Annotated in this window: 19 protein-coding genes and 1 pseudogene; 10 read left to right on the top strand and 10 right to left on the bottom strand. The window is 60.5% G+C overall.

Features of this window, described 5'->3' with window-relative positions; translation table 11 throughout:
- Nucleotides 1–213: 213 nt before the first annotated feature.
- Nucleotides 214–456, bottom strand: a pseudogene (locus AB5I78_RS08440) (site-specific integrase); the annotation flags it as partial.
- 103 nt (nt 457–559) lie between these two features.
- Here AB5I78_RS08440 and dusA point away from each other — a divergent pair.
- Entirely contained in the window at nt 560–1,570 is a 1,011-nt protein-coding gene (gene dusA, locus AB5I78_RS08435) for a tRNA dihydrouridine(20/20a) synthase DusA (RefSeq protein ID WP_369300789.1), read from the top strand.
- A 517-nt stretch (nt 1,571–2,087) separates the two neighbouring features.
- Entirely contained in the window at nt 2,088–3,014 is a 927-nt protein-coding gene (tal, locus tag AB5I78_RS08430) for a transaldolase (RefSeq protein ID WP_145163069.1), read from the top strand.
- Nucleotides 3,015–3,203: 189 nt separating this feature from the next.
- Here the strand turns inward: tal and rssC are convergent, their stop codons facing one another.
- Together rssC and rssB are read right to left on the bottom strand one after the other, a co-directional pair.
- Nucleotides 3,204–3,686 carry an anti-sigma factor antagonist RssC gene (gene rssC / locus AB5I78_RS08425; protein WP_003172602.1) on the bottom strand — a complete coding sequence of 161 codons (483 nt, stop codon included), beginning with the start codon at nt 3,684–3,686 and terminating at the stop codon, nt 3,204–3,206.
- Nucleotides 3,686–4,867 carry a two-component system response regulator RssB gene (gene rssB, locus AB5I78_RS08420; RefSeq protein ID WP_145163067.1) on the bottom strand — a complete coding sequence of 394 codons (1,182 nt, stop codon included), beginning with the start codon at nt 4,865–4,867 and terminating at the stop codon, nt 3,686–3,688. The genes rssC and rssB overlap by 1 nt, the downstream gene beginning before the upstream one ends.
- Before the next feature lie 276 nt (nt 4,868–5,143).
- Between rssB and AB5I78_RS08415 the strand changes: the two genes are divergently transcribed.
- Nucleotides 5,144–5,440, top strand: coding sequence for a PilZ domain-containing protein (locus AB5I78_RS08415; protein ID WP_242193930.1), 297 nt, complete (start codon nt 5,144–5,146; stop codon nt 5,438–5,440).
- Nucleotides 5,441–5,500: 60 nt separating this feature from the next.
- Here the strand turns inward: AB5I78_RS08415 and AB5I78_RS08410 are convergent, their stop codons facing one another.
- The gene (locus AB5I78_RS08410) at nt 5,501–6,190 is read right to left on the bottom strand and encodes a VacJ family lipoprotein (protein ID WP_106576915.1); all 690 of its coding nucleotides are present in this window, start codon (nt 6,188–6,190) and stop codon (nt 5,501–5,503) included.
- A gap of 196 nt (nt 6,191–6,386) precedes the next feature.
- Between AB5I78_RS08410 and AB5I78_RS08405 the strand changes: the two genes are divergently transcribed.
- Entirely contained in the window at nt 6,387–6,995 is a 609-nt protein-coding gene (locus tag AB5I78_RS08405; protein ID WP_145163061.1) for an HAD family phosphatase, read from the top strand.
- 110 nt (nt 6,996–7,105) lie between these two features.
- Nucleotides 7,106–7,372: a DUF4404 family protein gene (locus AB5I78_RS08400; protein WP_369300613.1), complete on the top strand. Its 267-nt coding sequence runs from the start codon at nt 7,106–7,108 to the stop codon at nt 7,370–7,372.
- 136 nt (nt 7,373–7,508) lie between these two features.
- On the opposite strand, the gene queF is transcribed toward AB5I78_RS08400, so the two are convergent.
- Together queF and AB5I78_RS08390 are read right to left on the bottom strand one after the other, a co-directional pair.
- Nucleotides 7,509–8,339, bottom strand: coding sequence for an NADPH-dependent 7-cyano-7-deazaguanine reductase QueF (gene queF, locus AB5I78_RS08395; RefSeq protein WP_369300614.1), 831 nt, complete (start codon nt 8,337–8,339; stop codon nt 7,509–7,511).
- A 66-nt stretch (nt 8,340–8,405) separates the two neighbouring features.
- A complete protein-coding gene (locus tag AB5I78_RS08390; RefSeq protein WP_369300615.1) occupies nt 8,406–8,927 on the bottom strand; it encodes a plastocyanin/azurin family copper-binding protein in 522 nt (173 codons plus the stop codon).
- Between the two features lie 156 nt (nt 8,928–9,083).
- Between AB5I78_RS08390 and AB5I78_RS08385 the strand changes: the two genes are divergently transcribed.
- The gene (locus tag AB5I78_RS08385) at nt 9,084–9,764 is read left to right on the top strand and encodes a heavy metal response regulator transcription factor (protein ID WP_145163057.1); all 681 of its coding nucleotides are present in this window, start codon (nt 9,084–9,086) and stop codon (nt 9,762–9,764) included.
- Complete coding sequence (locus AB5I78_RS08380; protein WP_369300790.1) at nt 9,761–11,116, top strand: heavy metal sensor histidine kinase; 1,356 nt, start codon at nt 9,761–9,763, stop codon at nt 11,114–11,116. The genes AB5I78_RS08385 and AB5I78_RS08380 overlap by 4 nt, the downstream gene beginning before the upstream one ends.
- Before the next feature lie 106 nt (nt 11,117–11,222).
- Here the strand turns inward: AB5I78_RS08380 and AB5I78_RS08375 are convergent, their stop codons facing one another.
- Genes AB5I78_RS08375 through AB5I78_RS08365 form a run of 3 tightly spaced genes read right to left on the bottom strand, consistent with a single transcriptional unit; the run spans nt 11,223 to nt 14,469 of the window.
- Nucleotides 11,223–12,467: a lipoprotein-releasing ABC transporter permease subunit gene (locus AB5I78_RS08375; protein WP_369300616.1), complete on the bottom strand. Its 1,245-nt coding sequence runs from the start codon at nt 12,465–12,467 to the stop codon at nt 11,223–11,225.
- 60 nt (nt 12,468–12,527) lie between these two features.
- On the bottom strand, nt 12,528–13,211 hold the full coding sequence (gene lolD / locus AB5I78_RS08370) for a lipoprotein-releasing ABC transporter ATP-binding protein LolD (RefSeq protein ID WP_017477213.1): 684 nt from the start codon (nt 13,209–13,211) through the stop codon (nt 12,528–12,530).
- A gap of 7 nt (nt 13,212–13,218) precedes the next feature.
- Entirely contained in the window at nt 13,219–14,469 is a 1,251-nt protein-coding gene (locus tag AB5I78_RS08365) for a lipoprotein-releasing ABC transporter permease subunit (RefSeq protein WP_369300617.1), read from the bottom strand.
- A gap of 94 nt (nt 14,470–14,563) precedes the next feature.
- On the opposite strand from AB5I78_RS08365, the gene AB5I78_RS08360 reads away from it, so the two are divergent.
- Complete coding sequence (locus AB5I78_RS08360; RefSeq protein WP_242193941.1) at nt 14,564–15,148, top strand: PilZ domain-containing protein; 585 nt, start codon at nt 14,564–14,566, stop codon at nt 15,146–15,148.
- A gap of 44 nt (nt 15,149–15,192) precedes the next feature.
- The gene (locus tag AB5I78_RS08355) at nt 15,193–15,915 is read left to right on the top strand and encodes a glycerophosphodiester phosphodiesterase family protein (protein ID WP_106576925.1); all 723 of its coding nucleotides are present in this window, start codon (nt 15,193–15,195) and stop codon (nt 15,913–15,915) included.
- Nucleotides 15,916–15,957: 42 nt separating this feature from the next.
- Here the strand turns inward: AB5I78_RS08355 and sthA are convergent, their stop codons facing one another.
- Nucleotides 15,958–17,352, bottom strand: a complete 1,395-nt coding sequence (sthA, locus tag AB5I78_RS08350; protein ID WP_005786183.1) for a Si-specific NAD(P)(+) transhydrogenase — start codon at nt 17,350–17,352, stop codon at nt 15,958–15,960.
- Nucleotides 17,353–17,587: 235 nt separating this feature from the next.
- Between sthA and AB5I78_RS08345 the strand changes: the two genes are divergently transcribed.
- Complete coding sequence (locus AB5I78_RS08345) at nt 17,588–18,130, top strand: chalcone isomerase family protein (RefSeq protein ID WP_369300620.1); 543 nt, start codon at nt 17,588–17,590, stop codon at nt 18,128–18,130.
- The last annotated feature ends 32 nt before the right edge of the window (nt 18,131–18,162 follow it).

Below are 18,162 nucleotides of genomic sequence, written 5' to 3'. Positions count from 1 at the left end.
ATAAATACGCTTATGGGTAATGAGTAGATCTTAACCAACTAGGAACACATCAACCATTAGCCAAGCCACTGAAAAGCGCCCGATCCAAGCGCGACCGATCGAGCGCGGCAGTAATTTCCGTCAGTTCGCCTTCACCTATGGCTATGAGGTGCGAACAGTGACGTAAGTGGTACAGCGCTGGGCCGGGCACAACGAGCTGTCGCGTGGCAGGTTCTCAACCTCCACCAGATACTGAGCATTCATCTCTTTAACCGTCGCGCCCTTGCAGCTCGCCCGCTAAAACGCACCAGGCTCATCCAACTCCGTCTCTCGCTTCCGCGCCAAAGCCTGGGCGGCCTGTTTTCGGGCGAAGGTCTGGCTCTCTTGGTAGACTTGCACTCCATCGCGCTTGATGCGGATTTGAGCCGTGTAGCTCACCGTCCCATCTGCCAGTTTTCTTGCCCTGATGGTCGCCATAAAGAAAGTGGTACGCGTCAGTTTTTGAGTGGTACATCGTACCACCGAGGCTGTAAAAACGCCGGAAAACGCCCAAAAACACGCCCAGAACACGTTGAGTAAAATGCTAGATAAACACAGCTTTAGCCCAGCAGAATCAAGCCCCGCACTGTCTCGGCGCTTTAGCGTTGCCCCCATGATGGACTGGACCGACCGCCACTGCCGGTTCTTCCTGCGCCTGCTCTCCAAGCACGCCCTGCTCTACACCGAGATGGTCACCACCGGCGCGATCCTGCATGGCGACCACGAGCGCTTCCTGCGTCACAACGAAGCTGAGCATCCACTCGCGTTGCAGTTGGGTGGCAGTGTCCCCGCTGACCTGGCTGCCTGCGCGCGTATGGCCGAGGCAGCCGGTTACGATGAAGTGAACTTGAACGTCGGCTGCCCGAGTGATCGGGTGCAGAACAATATGATCGGCGCGATCTTGATGGCGCACCCTGCGCTGGTGGCGGATTGCGTGAAGGCGATGCGTGATGCGGTGTCGATTCCGGTGACGGTGAAGCATCGTATCGGGATCAATGGGCGCGACAGTTATGCCGAGTTGTGTGATTTCGTTGGGACGGTGAGGGATGCGGGGTGCACCAGTTTTACGGTGCATGCGCGGATTGCGATTCTGGAGGGGTTGTCGCCGAAGGAGAATCGCGACATTCCGCCGTTGCGCTATGACGTGGCGGCGCAGTTGAAGCAGGATTTTCCGGAGTTGGAGATTAATCTCAACGGCGGGATTAAGACGCTGGAGCAGTGCCAGGCGCATTTGCAGGTGTTTGATGGGGTGATGTTGGGGCGGGAGGCCTATCACAATCCGTATTTGCTGGCGGAGGTGGATCAGCGGTTGTTTGGCAGTGCGGCGCCGGTGATTAGTCGGGCGCAGGCGTTGGCGCAGTTGCGGCCTTATATTGCGGAGCATTTGGCCAGTGGTGGGGTGATGCATCACATTACCCGGCATGTGCTGGGGCTGGGGACTGGGTTTCCGGGGGCGCGTAAGTTTCGGCAGTTGTTGTCGGTGGATATTCATAAGGCGAGTGATCCGCTGGCGTTGTTGGATCAGGCTGGGGAGTTGTTGGAGGGGCGGTGATGGTTTCTGAGTGTCAGTTGGGTTATTTGGGGCTGACAGGCCGCTTTCGCGAGCAAGCCCGCTCCCACAGTTTTGGGTGATGGGTGTCAGGGTGGCTGGGCTGTTGTGGCGAGCAGGCTTGCCCTGCGTTGGGGTGCGAAGCGGCCCTAAACCTATGAATGCGTTTTAACTGAAAAGTCGCATCAGCCTTACTGGGGCCGCTGCGCGCCCCAACGCAGGGCAAGCCTGCTCGCCACAGGCAGCCTGCTCTCCACACCAAGCTTGCTCTCCACAGGAAGCTCACTCTCCACACCACGCCAGTTAGCCACAGGAAGGCGGCTTCTATAGGGCCGCGTTGTCCGTAGGGCAGTTGGGTTGAACCTGTCGGCGGTTTTGGTCTCCTAGTTAGCAGTACGGCCGGTGATTCAAACGGCTGTTTTCAGGTTGTTGCCCTCGCAAACGATCGAACGCATTTGCGCCCTTGAGCGCCTGCCGGCGCTCGGGTAATGTCATCAGACCCACAGGACAGAGCACGCCCATGACTTCCAAGCTGGAACAACTCAAGCAATTCACCACCGTTGTAGCCGATACCGGCGACTTTTCAACCCTCGCCAAGCTCAAGCCGCAAGACGCCACTACCAACCCTTCCCTGCTGCTCAAGGCCGCGTCGATCGCAGGCTATGCCAAGCTGCTGGATGAGTGCGTGAAGGACTGCAACGGCGACGTGGGCCTGGCCAGCGACCGTTTTGCGGTGGCGGTAGGTCAAGAGATTCTGAAAGTCGTGCCGGGCCGTATTTCCACTGAGGTGGATGCGCGCCTGTCGTTCGATGAAGCCGCTATTCTCAAGCGTGCGCACCGTCTGATCGACCTGTACGACAAAGCCGGCGTCAGCCGTGACCGTGTGCTGATCAAGATCGCCTCCACCTGGGAAGGCATCCGCGCGGCAGAGAAGCTGGAAAAAGAAGGCATTCAAACCAACCTGACGCTGCTGTTCTCGTTTGCCCAGGCCGTGGCCTGTGCCGAGGCTGGGGTGTTCCTGATTTCGCCGTTCGTGGGCCGTATCTACGACTGGTATAAGAAGGCCAACGGTAACGACTACACCGGCTCGGATGATCCGGGCGTGCAGTCGGTGACGCGCATCTACAACTACTACAAGGCCAATGGCTACAAAACGGTCGTGATGGGTGCGAGCTTCCGTAACCTGAGCCAGATTGAAGAGCTGGCCGGCTGTGATCGCCTGACCATCAGCCCGGACCTGCTGGAGAAGCTGGCGGCCGATGAAGGCAAGCTGGAGCGCAAGTTGGCGCCAGGCCATGCCGGTGAAGCGCGCGTGCACTTGACCGAAGCGCAGTTCCGTTGGGAGTCCAACGAGGACGCGATGGCGACTGAGAAGCTGGCGGAGGGGATTCGTCAGTTTGCTCGGGACCAGGAGAAGCTTGAGGCGCTGTTGACTGCCAAGCTGTAAAAGCGGCGGTAGCAAAAAGGGCGGCACCCTCGCGGGTGCCGCCCTTTTTTGTGCCTTTCGCTGATCTCATGCCGGTCACACGGGAGCTGGCTTGCCTGCGATAGCGGTGGGTCAGAAATGAATAGGTGGCTGATACACCGCTATCGCGGGCAAGCCCGCTCCCACATTTGAGCGGTGTCGACTGGAGGCTTAGTGGCGTTCCAGGGCGTTCACGAGGTCGTGGAAGGCTTCGCGGTTGGACTCGTTCAGGCCCATCAGGATCTTGTGCGCTTCGAGCACCTTGACCCGTACCACTTCTTCAGACTGGTCTTGCGATGGCAGGTCGGTCAGGCATTCCGGGCACGGGATCGGGCGGTCAACGATGTTGAACACCTGGTCAAAACCCATGGACTGCAGCAGCCGGGTGATGTCTTCGTGGGTGGTGACCACAGTCGGCAACAGGCCGACCTTCTGCCGAGACAGAATGGACAACTTGGCCAGCAGGCCCAGGGTGGTGCTGTCGATGCTGCGGGTTTCGGTCAGATCGATCACGATCGCCGAGAAATTCAGGGCAGTGAAAATCCGCTCAATCGTTGCATCCAGCGCCGAACACAAGGTCAGGCGCACTTCACCGACAAACTTCAGGACGAAGGTCCCGTCTTGCTCGGCGAATTGGATTCTTCCGGTACTCATCAAAGATTCCTGCTCAACACCAATAGGGCGATATCATCCGGCATCTCCCCTAGCGTGGCCAATCCAAAAACCTGCCGCAGGCCATCCAGGCTGCCGCCCGCCGACCTGACCTTTTCAGGCAAGGCGGCTTCTTTCTCTTTGAGTGTAGGCTCTGGAAGCAGGTCCAGGATGCCGTCGGACATCAGCGTCAGGCTGAAGGTCGGCGGCAGTTCCAGGATGTGGTCTTCATAGGTGGCTTCATTGAACAAGCCCACCGGCAGACCACGGCCTTCCAGGTAACGCACACTGTCTGGAGTGTATAAAACCGGCATCGGCAGGTGACCGCCGATGCTGTAAGTCAAAAGACCGGTTTCTTCATCTATAACGCCGCCGACCATCGTCACGTGCTTGCCCAGCTTGCAGCTGATCAGGCCTCGGTTGATGTGGCCCAGCACCTCGGAGGGGGTGAACTCCGGCAAGGTGCCATTGCGCTTGGATTCGAACAACAGCCGTGTGGTCATGAACTTCAACAACACGGTCACAAAAGCTGAGGATGCACCGTGGCCGGAAACGTCGGCCAGGTAGAACGCCACGCGCCGCTCATCCACACGGAAATAATCGACAAAATCACCCGACAGGTACAACGACGGGATGATCTGGTGTGCGAACTTGAACTCATCAATGGTCCAGGGGCTCACCGGCAGCATGTTCATCTGCACCTGGCGACCGGCGTTCTGGTCTTCCTGAAGCAGGTTGAGGCTGGCTTCGAGTTCGCGGTTGGCGGTTTCGAGCTTTTCGCGGTAGCGCTGGTTTTCCAGCAGCAGGCGGGCACGGTCGAGTGCGCGGCGCACCGAGTGCTCCAGCACGGCCAGGTCTTCCAGGGGCTTGATCAGGTAATCGGCGGCGCCCAGGCGCAGGGCCTCGACGGCATCGTTCATCACGCCGGCACCGGACACGACAATCACCGGCGTCTGCGGGGCAAGCTCAGTCACCTGGCGAATCAGCTCGAGGCCGCCCATCTGGGGCATGCGCAGGTCGCAGATCACAAGGTCGGGCTTGTCGCGCTCGAATACCTGGAGACCCTGTTGGCCATTGCTGGCCTGCAGGACGCTGAAGCCACTGTCTTCCAAATAGGCCGCGAGGCTCGCGCGCACTACTTCGTCGTCATCGATTATCAGCAGCGTGGCACTGGTTTTTTGCATGTGGGCAAACGGCGCCAGAATTAGGTTGGCGTAGGCGGCTCGACAATGGCCGGGCTCACGTACTGGATTCGCTTTCTAGCCACTCTGTCCTACAAAGCATTGGGATTTTGCCCATGCACAACGGTAAAGCAGAGGTGCCCTTCTAAGGCGCAGACGGTACTCCCATCCGTCAGGGGTTTCAAGCTCATGCCGATGGTCGCCGGGCGTCTTTACACCGCAAATCACCGGGAGTTATAAGAACACCCACGACCACAACACAAAGTAAGGATGGAACCCGTGAGCGAACACGAGCGCGACTACGCCGAAAAACGCGATTTCATCCGCATGCGAGTAGATGCCGATGTGTCGCTGATCCACGCTGGACAGGAGATTGCCGGGGTCTGCGTGGACCTTTCCAGCTCCGGCATGCAGGTTGAGGCACCCCGCCAGTTTCAGGTAGGCGACCGGCTGACCGTGCGCATTGACTCAGAGCACGCCGCCCTTGCGGGCCTGGAGGCAGATACCGAAGTGGTGTGGACCAAAAACGAGGGCGAGCGCCAGCACCTGGGCCTCAAGATCCTGAAAATGCACTAAAAGCCGGGCACAAAAAAGGCGACCGCTCGGGTCGCCTTTTTCATTTCAAAACGTCACGGCTTAAAAATCGTCGACGACCTTGCCGTCTTTAACCTTGAACTCGCGGTTTTGCAGGTAAGCGTTACGGATGAACGTGTACTTGTCACCGGTGATCAGCTTCTCGCTGTCGAGCAGGCTGGCACGGGTATCGACAATGTTCAGGCCGAAGGTGCTGTTACGCCAGCCGATGTCGTTCATGTAGCGGTACGGTTGGGTGTAGCTGTCGACGTACTTGGACGGCGCATCACGCAAGGTGCTTGGGCCGAGCAGCGGCAGCATCACGTAAGGACCGCTGCCGACGCCCCAGTAACCGAGGGTCTGGCCGAAGTCTTCATCGTTGCGTTGCAGCCCCATTTTGGTGCCGACATCAATAAAGCCCAACACGCCAAAGGTGGTGTTCATCAGCAAACGGGCGGTGTCGACACCAGCCGCGTGTGGCTTGAGCTGGAAAACGTCGTTGGCAAAGTTGCCGACATCACCGATGTTGCGGAAAAAGTTATGGATGCCGGTCTGGACGAATTGCGGGGTGACAAACTGATAGCCCTGGGCCAATGGCTTGAGCGCGTAAGTGTCAACGGTGTCGTTGAAGGTGAAGATCGGACGGTTAACGGCTTCCCATGGATCGTCTTCGGACGCAGCGTTAGCGGCGAACGGGGCCAAAAGAACAGTGGCACACACAGATAGCTGAGCGAAATAGTGGCTCCAGCGCATAGCTTTTGCTCCTTGAATGGTCTGTCATGGGCGCTATGCCCTGAATAAGGCCGTCAGTATATGACGGAAGTGTCGAATAAGGCATCCAGTAGGATCGCTCTCATAGGAAATGCACAAATTTCCTACAATTACGGCCGATGTCACGCGCTTGTCATCCAGCCTCGATAGCGTCACAGCTATTTCAGGGATGTTGAAAATGCCTCACGCCGAGATTGCCGTCGCCAGCGCACCCGCCTTGACTGCCGTACTGTTTGGCCTTAGTGGCTGCCTGGTGGATTTTGGTTCCCAAGCGCGCACCGACAGCCCTTGCCCCGACTCTCACGCCACACCTGGCGCGCTGAAGATTCTGCGCAGCCTCAAAGACCAGGGCGTGCCCTGCGCCTGGCTGGATGAACTGCCTGCCGCGGTCACCACCCCTCTGGCCGCCGTGCTGCCTGATTGGCTCAAAGCAGCATCGCCCTCCTCGATTCGCTGGCCGGCGCCGCATGCGTGCTGGCAGGCCTTGATGGAATTGAACATCGAACGCCTTGAAGGCTGCGTGCTGGTCAGCGGCGAACCGCGCCTGCTGCAATCGGGCCTGAATGCCGGGTTGTGGACCATTGGCCTGGCGTCCTGCGGCTCACTGTGCGGCCTGGCGCCCGAACAATGGCAGGCGCTGACCGAGCAGCAACGCGAGCACAAGCGCGGCAAGGCCACGGTGGCGCTGTATGGGCTGGGCGTGCATTCGGTGATCGATCACCTCGGCGAGCTCGGCACCTGCCTGGCGGACATCAGCCTGCGCCAGCTCAAAGGCGAGAAGCCCTGATCGAGATCATGCACGGTCGGCGCCGGTGGATTAATCTACTGGTCAGCCCGTAGACCTTTCCCGGCGTGCCGCGGTCTATGCCAGTGCCTATCGATAAAAGGAAGAACGCCATGCCTGCCCGCGAACAGCTGAAAGACCAAGTCAGAGAATTGCGCGAGCAATTGAATAGCGACCTGCTGATGTCGGCGGAGAAACGCGACGAACTCGAAGCATTGATTGCCGAACTTGAAGTTCAAGAGCCTTTGGAAGGCGCGATTCAGGACCCCAGCATTGCCGATGGCGTGAACCTGGCGGTGGAACGCTTCGAGCTGGACCACCCGGGCATTGCCGGGACCTTGCGCAATATTGTGGTGACCTTGGGCAATATCGGGATCTAACCCGAGCCCAAGCCGAACACACAACCAAAATGTGGGAGCTGGCTTGCCTGCGATGACGGTGTATCAGTCGCCAGATGTATGACTGAAAGACCGCTATCGCAGGCACGCCCGCTCCCACAGTTGTTTTGCGTGAAGGCTACTGGCGGGCCAGGCGCAGGTTCTGGAACTGCACAGCCTCAGTGCTGCGATACGGGTTGATATCCAACCCGCCGCGGCGCACATAGCGCGCATACACGGTCAGCTTCTGCGGCTTGAGCAAGCGCTGCAGGTCGAGAAAGATCCGCTCCACACATTGCTCATGGAAGTCCGAGTGCTGGCGAAAGCTGACGATATATTCCAGCAGGCTGGCGTGATCCAGCGCGTGGCCACGGTACTCGACCACCACACTGCCCCAATCCGGCTGGCTGGTGACCGGGCAGTTGGATTTGAGCAGGTGGCTGTGCACGCTCTCCTCGACGATGCGCGAGTCATCGCAACGCAGCAGTTCCGGGCGCGGGTGTTCGTAGTTGCTGACGCTGATGTCGAGGTCGTCAATGCACGCGCCCGGCAGGGCTTGCACGCCTTCGGCCTCAACCTCGGCCAGGCTGCGGATACGCACGCTGACCGGCTTGCCAGCGGCAGCGCTGAGGTCGGTGCGCAGTGTCGCTTCCAGGCTGGCCGTGTCGGCAAACGCGGTCTGGTTCAGCGAATTGAGGTACAGCTTGAAAGACTTGGACTCGATGATGTTCGGCGAGTCGGCCGGGATGCTGAACTCACCGATGGCCACCACCGGCTTGCCCGACGGCAGCAGCCAGGACAGCTCGAAGCAGTTCCAGAAATCCACACCCTTGTAAGGCAGGGTGTCGGCGCTCAGGCCCAGCTCGGCCCATTTGGCGGCGCGAGGGATCGGGAACAGCAACGATGGGGTGTAAGTGGAGATGTATTCACTGGACTTGCCCAGCGGCGAATGTTCGGCTGCGGGATGCATGGCGGAAACCTGGCTAAATAAACCGCGCCAGTCTACCAGCCTTTGCTCCCGCCCTTAAGAATCGCCTCACTCAACGGTCAGCGTGCCGACCATGCCCGCCTGATAATGCCCCGGAATATTGCAGGCAAACTCAAGCCCCGTGGCCTTGGTGAAGGTCCAGGTCAGCTCAGCGGTCTTGCCCGGCTCGACCAATACGCTGTTGGGATCGTCATGCCGCATGCCCGCCATATCGCCGTGCCCCATCGCGCTGTGGTCCATCTTGCCCATGCCGGTGGCGGTGAGCATGCCGCTGGCTTGCATCTTGAGCATTTCTTTCTGGTGTTCGGCGTGCATCGCCGCGTCGCCCAGGTTGAATTCGTGAAGCAGCTGGCCTTTATTCACCAGCACAAAGCGCACGGTCTCACCGGTTTTTACGTCCAACGCCTTGGGCGAAAAGGAAATGTCCTGCAGCACCACTTCCACCGTGCGCGTGGCTTTATCGGCAGCTGCCGGCTGGCCGAACGCAAAGGTGTGGGCCGTGTCCGCCAGCGCATCAAAACTCAATGCCAACAGGCAACCCGCCAATATCAGAGGTGTACGCAGCGCCATCTCGATTCTCCAAAAGTGTGTGAACAGCTCTGTCAGCACTCTAAGATGGCGCCGCTGCCAGCCAGCTGACTGCTAGATTACAACTTTGTCAGGTTGCGCCCCTGCCCTGGCACCCACGGTATAAAGCCCGTTGCTCACCGCTGCCAAGAGTCGCCCATGAAACTGCTGATCGTCGAAGACCAACCGAAAACCGGCCATTACCTGCGCCAGGGCCTGAGCGAGGCGGGCTTTACCACCGAGCTGGTGGCCGACGGCACCACCGGGCAACACTTGGCACTGACCGGTGATTACGACTTGCTGATCCTCGACGTGATGCTGCCGGGCCGCGACGGCTGGCAAATCCTGCAAGCGGTACGCAGCGCCGGCCTGGACATTCCGGTGCTGTTCCTCACCGCCCGCGATGCCGTGGAAGACCGCGTGCACGGCCTGGAACTGGGCGCCGACGATTACCTGGTCAAGCCTTTTGCCTTTTCCGAACTGCTGGCCCGCGTGCGCAGCCTGTTACGCCGGGGCAGCAGCGCGCCACAGGAAACCGCGCTGCAACTGGCCGACCTGCGCCTGGACCTGATCCGCCGCCGTGTCGAACGCGACGGCCAGCGCATCGACCTCACCGCCAAGGAATTTTCCCTGCTGGAACTGCTGCTACGCCGCCAGGGCGAAGTACTGCCCAAGTCGCTAATCGCCTCGCAGGTGTGGGACATGAACTTCGACAGCGACACCAACATCATCGAAGTGGCGATCCGCCGTTTGCGCCTGAAAGTCGACGACCACTTCCCCAACAAACTGATCCACACCGTGCGCGGCATGGGGTATGTGCTGGAGGAGCGGTGCAATTGATCAAGCGCCTGTCCCTGGCCAGCCGTCTGGCGCTGCTGTTTGCGGCGTGCACCGCCGTGGTTTCGTTGCTCGCCGGCGTGCTGTTCAACCACGCCAGTGAGGCGCACTTTATCGAGCTGGACCAGCAACAACTCGACAGCCAACTGGTGGCGCTGCGCAGCACTTTGCAGGGGGTCGACTCGCCACAATTATTTGCGCAACGCGAAGCGCAACTGCGCGCCGAGCTCAATCGCCAACCCGAACTGGCGCTGCGCGTTACTGCCCAAGGCCAGCGCTGGTTTGACGGCGCGCCCGGCATCAGCCTGCCTGAAGCACCGGGCTTGCACAGCCTGCAAAACGCTGGGACTGAGTATCGCGTGTATAACGCGCCATTGGTCGCCGGCCAACCCGGCTCGCCGCAATTGACGCTGATGCTCGACATCACCCATCACCAGCACTTCCTGCAACGCATGCAGCACCTGATCTGGCTGACCGTCGGCCTCTCGGCCCTGGCCACTGCGCTGCTCGGCGCCTGGGCCGCGCGCAGCGGGTTGCGGCCGCTACGGCGCATGGGTGAAGTGGCCGCCAGCGTGTCGGCGCACTCGCTGACCCAACGTCTGCCGCAACAGCACATGCCGGTGGAGTTGGCTGAACTGGCCCAGGCCTTCAACGCCATGCTCGGGCGCCTGGACGACGCCTTCCAGCGCCTCTCGGCCTTCTCCGCCGATATCGCCCACGAACTGCGCACGCCCCTCTCCAACCTGCTCACCCACACCCAAGTGATCCTCACCCAGCCGCGCCCGCTGGAGGACTACCGCGAGGCGCTGCACAGCAACCTGGAAGAGTTGCAGTGGATGGCCCAGCTGGTGAATGACATGTTGTACCTGGCCAAGGCCGACCACGGCCTGCTGATGCCCAAGCGCGAAGCTTTGGTGCTGGACGATGAAGTGGAAGCGTTGATCGAGTTCTTCGCGTTGCTGGCCGAGGACGCGCACGTCAGCCTGGTGCGCGAGGGCACGGCGCATACGGCGGGTGATCGCGGCATGTTGCGCCGGGCGTTGTCGAATTTGCTCGATAACGCGCTCAGGTTTACCCCGGCCGGCGGCGAGGTGCGGGTGCGGATGGCTGAAACCGCGCGGGGTGTGACGCTGACCGTGGAGAATACGGGCGAAGGTATTCCGGAGGCGTTGTTACCGCGGTTGTTTGATCGGTTTTATCGGGCGGACCCGGCGCGCCGTGAAGGCAGCAGTGAGCATGCGGGGCTGGGGCTGGCGATTACCCAGTCGATTGTGCGGGCGCATGGGGGGAGGATTTATGGTGAGTCTGAAGCTGGGTGGACGCGGTTTGTGATTGAGTTGCCCAAGGGGGATTGATGCAAGCTGCTCCGGCCCTATCGCGGGCAAGCCCGCTCCCACATTTTTGATGTGTGAATACATTCGAATGTGGGAGCTGGCTTGCCTGCGATAGCGGTCTCAGACCTTACGAATACCTGAGCGCATGCGCCGGCTCAATCTTCGCCGCCCGATACGCCGGGTAAATCGTCGCCAAAAAGCTCAACACAAACCCGGCCGTGCAAATCAGCAGCACGTCGCCGCCCTGCAGTTCCGAAGGCAGGTTGCTGACGAAATACACGTCCGAACTGAAGATATGTTGCCCGGTCACGCGCTCCAGCCAACCCACCAGTTCGCTCACGTTGAGCGCCGCAATTACGCCCAGCACGCCGCCGATCAAGGTGCCGACGATGCCGATCACGGTGCCCTGCACCATGAAGATCGCCATGATCTGCCGTGGCGTGGCGCCAATGGTGCGCAAGATCGCGATGTCGGCGCCCTTGTCGTTCACCACCATGATCAAGGTGGCGATGATGTTGAACGCGGCGACGGCGACGATCATCAGCAGCAGCAGGCCGATCATGGTCTTTTCCATCTTCATCGCGCTGAACAGGCTGCCCTGGGTGTGGGTCCAGTCATCCGGCTTGTAGGCCGCGCCGAGGCTGGCGGCGATGTCTGCCGAGACCTTCGGTGCCGCGTACAGGTCTTTCACCGCCAGGCGCACGCTTTGCACCTGGTTCGGCTGCCAATGCTGGATTTCGGCGGCGTCGGCCATGTGGATCAGGGCCATGGAGCCATCCAGCTCGGCGCCGACCTTGAAGATACCGACCACGTTGAGCCGCTGCATGCGCGGGGTGATGCCACCCGGCGCCGTGCTGATTTCCGGCACGATCAGGGTCAGCTTGTCACCCACGTTCAGGCGGAAGCGCCGTGCAGTGATGTCGCCGATGACCACACCGAACTCGCCGGCCTTCAGGTCGTCCAGTTTGCCGCGCACGATGTGCTGGGCCACGATCGAAACTTTGCCTTCCTGGGCCGGGTCTACGCCGCTGATCTCGATCGGCTGCATCGCGCCCTTGTAGGAGAACATCCCGTCCATCTGCGTGAATGGTACGGCGGCAGTCACTTGCGGGTTCTTCATGGCGGCGGCGGCCACCGGCTGCCAGTCATCAATCGGGTTCACGCCGACGATGGTCACATGGGGCACCATGCCGAGGATGCGTGAGCTCATTTCGCGCTGGAAGCCGTTCATCACCGACAGCACCACGATCATCGCCAACACGCCCAAGGCGAGGCCGATCATCGAGGTCATCGAGATAAACGAAACAAAACGGTTGCGGCGCTTGGCGCGGGTATAGCGCGTGCCGATGAAAATCGATAACGGTCTGAACATTCGCGGGCACCGTTTAAAAAAATGAAAAAGCCCAGCGCCAGGCGCCGGGCTTGAAACGGGTCAGATGGCGACCAAGTGACCTTCCTGCAGGTGCAGCACGCGGTCCATCTGGCGGGCCATGCTCATGTCATGGGTCACCACCAGGAACGCGGTGCGCATCTGGGTGCTCAGTTCGAGCATCAAATCCTTGATGCCCTGGGCGGTGTGGGAGTCGAGGTTGCCGGTTGGCTCATCGAGCATCACCAGGCCTGGGTTGTTGACCAGGGCACGGGCAATCGCTACACGCTGGCGCTCGCCACCGGACAACTCGGCCGGCTTGTGCTCCAGGCGATGACCGAGGCCGACGCGCTCCAGCAATGCCTTGGCGCGCTGGCGGGCTTCCGGGATCGCGGTCTTGCCGATCAGCAGCGGCATGCACACGTTTTCCAGCGCGGTGAACTCCGGCAGCAGGTGGTGGAACTGGTACACAAAACCCAACGAGCGGTTACGCAGTTGGCCACGCGCCTTCTCACCCAGGGCCGACAGCTCTTCGCCAGCCAGCCACACGCTGCCCTGGGACGGCGTATCCAGGCCGCCCAACAGGTTGAGCAAGGTACTTTTGCCGGAGCCGGAACTGCCGACGATTGCCACGCGTTCGCCCGGGTGCAGCTCAAGTTGCAGGTTGGACAACACCACTACCGACTCCGGACCTTCCTCGTAGGATTTGCCCAGGTTGCGGCAGCTCAGGATTGCTTTTTCACTCATGCCCGATTCACTCATAACGTAAGGCCTGTGCTGGCTGGGTACGTGCCGCGCGCCAGGCTGGATACAGGGTGGCAAGGAAGCTCAATACCAACGCGGCGCCGCCTACCATCAACACGTCCTGGGCCTGAACCTGGGACGGCAAGTAGTCGATGAAGTAGACGTCGGCGTTGAGAAACTTGTGACCGATGACTTTTTCCAGCGCGGCGATGGCGGCGCTGACGTTCAGCGCGGCCAGGATGCCGACCGCGGTGCCGATCAAGGTGCCGACCACGCCGATCACGGTGCCCTGCACCATGAAGATCGCCATGATCTGCCCCGGCGTGGCGCCCAGGGTACGCAGGATGGCGATGTCGCCTTTCTTGTCGTTCACCACCATCACCAGGGTGGAGATGATGTTGAACGCGGCCACGGCGACGATCAGCAGCAACAGCAGGCCGATCATGGCTTTTTCCATGCGGATGGCCTGGTAGAGGTTGCCGTGGGTGCGGGTCCAGTCGCGGGCGTAATACTGGGATTCACCCAGGTGCTGGGCGATTTCCCAGGCGCCGCGCGGGGCGTCGAACAGGTCGTTGAATTTGAGGCGCAGGCCCTGCACCAGATCCGGCTTCCAGCGATGCAGGCGCGCCAGGTCGGTGAGGTTGGTCAGGCCGAGGTAGCCATCGATCTCGCCGGCGCCGACGTGGAAGGTGCCGACCACAGTGAAGCGCTTCATGCGCGGGAACATGCCGGCCGGTGTCACGGTGACTTCCGGGGCGACGAAGGTCAGCTTGTCGCCGATGTTCACGCCGAGCTTGGCCGCCGCCTTATCGCCGATCACGATGCCAAAGCTGCCAGGCGCCAGGTCGTCGAGTTTGCCCTGCAACATGAACTTGTCGATGATCGACACGTTACGTTCCTGGGCCGGGTCGATGCCATTGAGCAGGATTTTCTGCACCTTGCCGTCGTTGGTCAGCAGCCCCTGCATCTGGGTAAACGGCGCAACGGCCACCACCTTGGGGTTCTGCTTGACCTTGTCGGCAAGGCTTGGCCAGTCGCTGATGGGCGAATCGCCCTCGATGGTCGCGTGCGGCACCATGCCCAGCACGCGGGTGCGCATCTCATGATCGAAGCCGTTCATCACCGACAGCACCACGATCATCACGACCACGCCCAAGGCGAGCCCGATCATCGAGGTCAGGGAAATGAACGACACAAAATGATTGCGACGCTTTGCACGGGTATAACGCGTGCCGATAAATACGAAGAGAGGTCTGAACATGTCGGGGCTTGTTCGGAGGAAAAGAAGACGTCCCGGTGGCGGGGTCAGGTAAGCAGCTTTACACTCAGACCATTACCGCTACTTTGGGTTCGCCATGTCGACATTAGATGAAGAAGAGCGCCGCGAATACTACCGTATCGACGACATGATCGCACTTCAAATCAGCACCCTCTCTGCCCCCGAAGCGGCGAGCAAGGAAGTGTTGCTGGATGATTCGCCGCTGTTCAACCTGCTCAGCGAATTGCACCTCAGCGAATTCGAAGCCCAGCACCTGCTGCGCCAGATCAGCGAGAAAGATCGCAGCCTGGCCGCCTTCCTCAAAGTCCAGAACAAACGCGTGGACCTGCTCAGCCAGATCATGGCCCGCGGCCTGCTCGATGAGGTGGGCGCGCCGCAGCCGGTGATCCTTTCCGAAGGCGGTATCGACTTCCAGCACCCAACGCCGCTGGCGCCCGACACGCACCTGGCGGTCAAGCTGGTATTGATGCCCCAGGCGCTCGGCTTGCTGCTGCGTGCCCGCGTGACGCATTGCGACGCCAAGGGCGACGGCTTTGACGTGGGCACGGAATTCGAATCGATGACCGATGCCCAACGCCAATTGCTGGCGCGCTACATCCTGCAGAAACAAGCCCAGGAACGACGCCTGGCGCGGGAACAAAGCGACGCCCAAGACACCTGAATCTCGTATGACCCCGCCGGGCTATCTGGCGCAAAGGAGCAACTGTGACCCTGATTTATGGCCACCGCGGTGCCAAAGGCGAAGCACCGGAAAACACCCTGACCAGCTTTCAGGAGTGCCTCAAGCACGGCGTACGCCGCTGCGAACTGGATTTGCACCTGTCCATGGACGGCGAGTTGATGGTCATCCACGACCCGACCCTCAAACGCACCACCGACCGGCGCGGCAAAGTCGTCGAGTATTCGGCAGCCGACCTTGTGAAGATGGACGCGCGCAAAGGCGGCCCGGGTTGGGTCAGCCCCTGCCCGATCCCACGCCTTGAAGAGTTGTTCGAAAAATGCGACTTCGATCACTGGCAGCTCGAAGTCAAAAGCGCTTCGCGCACCCGCGCCGCGACGACCGTACTGGCAATCCGCGAGATGGCTGTGCGTCATGGCCTGATGGACAAGGTCACCGTGACCTCAAGTTCGCGGGAAGTCTTGAAAGCGGCGGTTGAACTCACCCCGGATCTGTCACGCGGCCTGGTCGCCGAATACGCCTGGCTCGACCCGCTGAAGGTCGCGCAAAACTACGGCTGTGAATACCTGGCATTGAACTGGACGCTGTGCACCCCCGAGCGTCTGGAAAAAGCCCAGCGCCAGGGTTTGCACGTGTCCGTGTGGACGGTCAACGAACCGGCGCTGATGCGCAGGCTCGCTGACTTCGGCGTAGATAGCCTGATTACAGACTTTCCCGGTTTGGCCACTGCCACCCTCGAGAATTACTGAAATCGGTCTCCCCGGCCGGCTCAGGCCACCGGCCGGAGCCGCTCAAAAAAGCCGGTTGAGGCCGTCGTAAGCTGCTACCCGATAGGCTTCGGCCATGGTCGGGTAGTTGAACGTGGTGTTCACAAAATACTTGAGAGTATTTTGCTCACCCGGCTGGTTCATGATGGCCTGGCCGATGTGCACGATCTCCGAGGCCTGGTAGCCGAAGCAATGCACGCCGAGGACTTCCAGGGTCTCGCGGTGGAACAGGATCTTGAGCATGCCTTGCGGCTCACCGGCGATCTGCGCACGCGCCATGCTCTTGAAGAACGCCTTGCCGACCTCATAAGGCACCTTGGCCTTGGTCAGTTCGTGCTCGTTCTTGCCGATCGAGCTGATCTCCGGAATCGTGTAGATACCGGTTGGCACGTCGTTCACATAGCGCCAGCTGCCGTTGTCGACAATGCTGCCGGCCGCTGAACGGCCCTGGTCATGCGCGGCACTGGCCAGGCTTGGCCAGCCGATCACGTCGCCGGCGCCATAGATATTGGTCACGCAGGTGCGGTAGTTCTCGTCGACTTCGATCTGGCCACGGCTGTTGACCTTCACGCCGATGTTTTCCATGCCCAGCTTGTCGGTGTTGCCGGTACGGCCGTTGCACCACAGCAAGGCGTCGGCCTTGATCTTCTTGCCGGACTTGAGGTGCAGGATCACACCGTTGTCCAGGCCTTCGACCCGCTCGTACTCTTCGTTGTGGCGCACGGTGATGTTGTTGTTGCTGAAGTGGTAGCTCAACGCCTGGGAAATTTCCGAGTCGAGGAAGCTCAGCAACTGGTCGCGGTTATCCACCAGCTCCACCAATACACCCAGGCCGCTGAAGATCGAGGCGTATTCACAGCCGATCACGCCGGCGCCGTAGATGATCAATTTGCGCGGGGTGTGGCCCAGGCTCAGGATGGTGTCGCTATCGTAGATACGCGGGTGGTGGAAATCGATATCGGCCGGGCGATACGGGCGCGAACCGGTGGCGATGATGATGTGCTTGGCCACCAGCTTCTCGACCACGCCATTGGCGCAGACCACTTCGACGGTTTGCTCGTCGGCAAAACTGCCGGTGCCAAAGAACAGGTCGACGCGGTTACGGGCGTAGTAGCCGGTGCGCGACGCGACTTGCTTGGAGATGACTTTTTCGGCGCTTTTCAATACGTCCGGGAACGAGAACCAGCGCGGCTCACCAATGGCCCGGAACATCGGGTTGGTGTTGAACTGCATGATCTGGCGCACCGAGTGACGCAAGGCCTTGGACGGGATGGTACCCAGGTGGGTGCAGTTACCGCCGACCTGGCGACGGCTATCGACCATCGCCACCTTGCGCCCAGCTTTGGCGGCGTTCATCGCCGCACCTTCTCCAGCCGGGCCGGAACCCAGTACCACCACGTCGTAGTTGTAGACAGCCATGCGTACTCCTCAGAACAGGCCAGGCGTACGGTTGGACGCCTGGCTAAATCATGCCGCGGCCAGCGGGCATGAAGGACAATTTGGCTCAAGTGTGTGAGCCGGGGCACAGTCTATAGAAGGCTCAACGCCGCGAACATTAACCCTTGGTCGCGTCGTAGGCCAGTCTTGCCTTAACTACAGAACCCGCAAATTGCAATTAGACTGCTGACACGCACCGTTTGCAGGAAGAGCCATTATGCGGCATGTCGTTTTCTGTTTATTGCTGATTTTCTGCGTGGCAGTGCAGGCCAGTGAGGCGGAGCGCCTGAAGCAGGCCGGTTTTGCTGCGCAATCTCATGACCTGGTGCTGAAAAACCAGGCGGTGCTGGTGTATCTCTGGGCGGATGTGTATGCGGCAGCGGTGTATGCCCCCGCCGATACCAGTGCGAGAGCCGCCTGGGATCAGCAAAAGAATCTGCGCCTGGCGCTGTATTACTTTCGCGACATCGACCGTAATGACGTGATCAAGGCGGCCACCACGACCCTGGAGCGCCAGCACAGCAGCGCCACCCTCGCCCGCTTGAAGCCCGAACTGGATCGGCTGCACGCGAGCTTCCGCGATATCCGCAGTGGCGATCGGTATGCCCTCGACGTTCGGCCTGGGCGTGGGTTGAATCTGGAGATCAACGACAAGGTGGTGTTCAGCAGCCGCGATGAGGAATTGGCAAAAGCCTATCTCGGCATTTGGCTGGCGCCGAAGGGCTTGTCCGACAGCTTGCGCAACTCCCTCCTCAACTGATCAACACAAAATCCTGTGGGAGCTGGCTTGCC

The organism is Pseudomonas sp. N2-3-1-14, assembly GCF_041228395.1.
Classification (GTDB): Bacteria; Pseudomonadota; Gammaproteobacteria; order Pseudomonadales; family Pseudomonadaceae; genus Aquipseudomonas.
The sequence above is the reverse complement of the archived record's forward strand: the minus strand, read 5'-3'. Positions and strand labels throughout refer to the sequence as shown.

Bases quoted from the DNA above. Each gene is read 5' to 3' on its own strand.
- AB5I78_RS08390 (WP_369300615.1), bottom strand. From the start codon at position 8,927: ATGGCGCTGCGTACACCTCTGATATTGGCGGGTTGCCTGTTGGCATTG.
- AB5I78_RS08400 (WP_369300613.1), top strand. From the start codon at position 7,106: ATGCCTGCCCGCGAACAGCTGAAAGACCAAGTCAGAGAATTGCGCGAG.
- AB5I78_RS08360 (WP_242193941.1), top strand. From the start codon at position 14,564: ATGTCGACATTAGATGAAGAAGAGCGCCGCGAATACTACCGTATCGAC.
- AB5I78_RS08375 (WP_369300616.1), bottom strand. From the start codon at position 12,467: ATGTTCAGACCGTTATCGATTTTCATCGGCACGCGCTATACCCGCGCC.
- dusA (WP_369300789.1), top strand. From the start codon at position 560: ATGCTAGATAAACACAGCTTTAGCCCAGCAGAATCAAGCCCCGCACTG.
- tal (WP_145163069.1), top strand. From the start codon at position 2,088: ATGACTTCCAAGCTGGAACAACTCAAGCAATTCACCACCGTTGTAGCC.
- AB5I78_RS08385 (WP_145163057.1), top strand. From the start codon at position 9,084: ATGAAACTGCTGATCGTCGAAGACCAACCGAAAACCGGCCATTACCTG.
- AB5I78_RS08405 (WP_145163061.1), top strand. From the start codon at position 6,387: ATGCCTCACGCCGAGATTGCCGTCGCCAGCGCACCCGCCTTGACTGCC.
- rssB (WP_145163067.1), bottom strand. From the start codon at position 4,867: ATGCAAAAAACCAGTGCCACGCTGCTGATAATCGATGACGACGAAGTA.
- sthA (WP_005786183.1), bottom strand. From the start codon at position 17,352: ATGGCTGTCTACAACTACGACGTGGTGGTACTGGGTTCCGGCCCGGCT.
- lolD (WP_017477213.1), bottom strand. From the start codon at position 13,211: ATGAGTGAAAAAGCAATCCTGAGCTGCCGCAACCTGGGCAAATCCTAC.
- AB5I78_RS08365 (WP_369300617.1), bottom strand. From the start codon at position 14,469: ATGTTCAGACCTCTCTTCGTATTTATCGGCACGCGTTATACCCGTGCA.
- queF (WP_369300614.1), bottom strand. From the start codon at position 8,339: ATGCATCCCGCAGCCGAACATTCGCCGCTGGGCAAGTCCAGTGAATAC.
- AB5I78_RS08410 (WP_106576915.1), bottom strand. From the start codon at position 6,190: ATGCGCTGGAGCCACTATTTCGCTCAGCTATCTGTGTGTGCCACTGTT.
- rssC (WP_003172602.1), bottom strand. From the start codon at position 3,686: ATGAGTACCGGAAGAATCCAATTCGCCGAGCAAGACGGGACCTTCGTC.
- AB5I78_RS08345 (WP_369300620.1), top strand. From the start codon at position 17,588: ATGCGGCATGTCGTTTTCTGTTTATTGCTGATTTTCTGCGTGGCAGTG.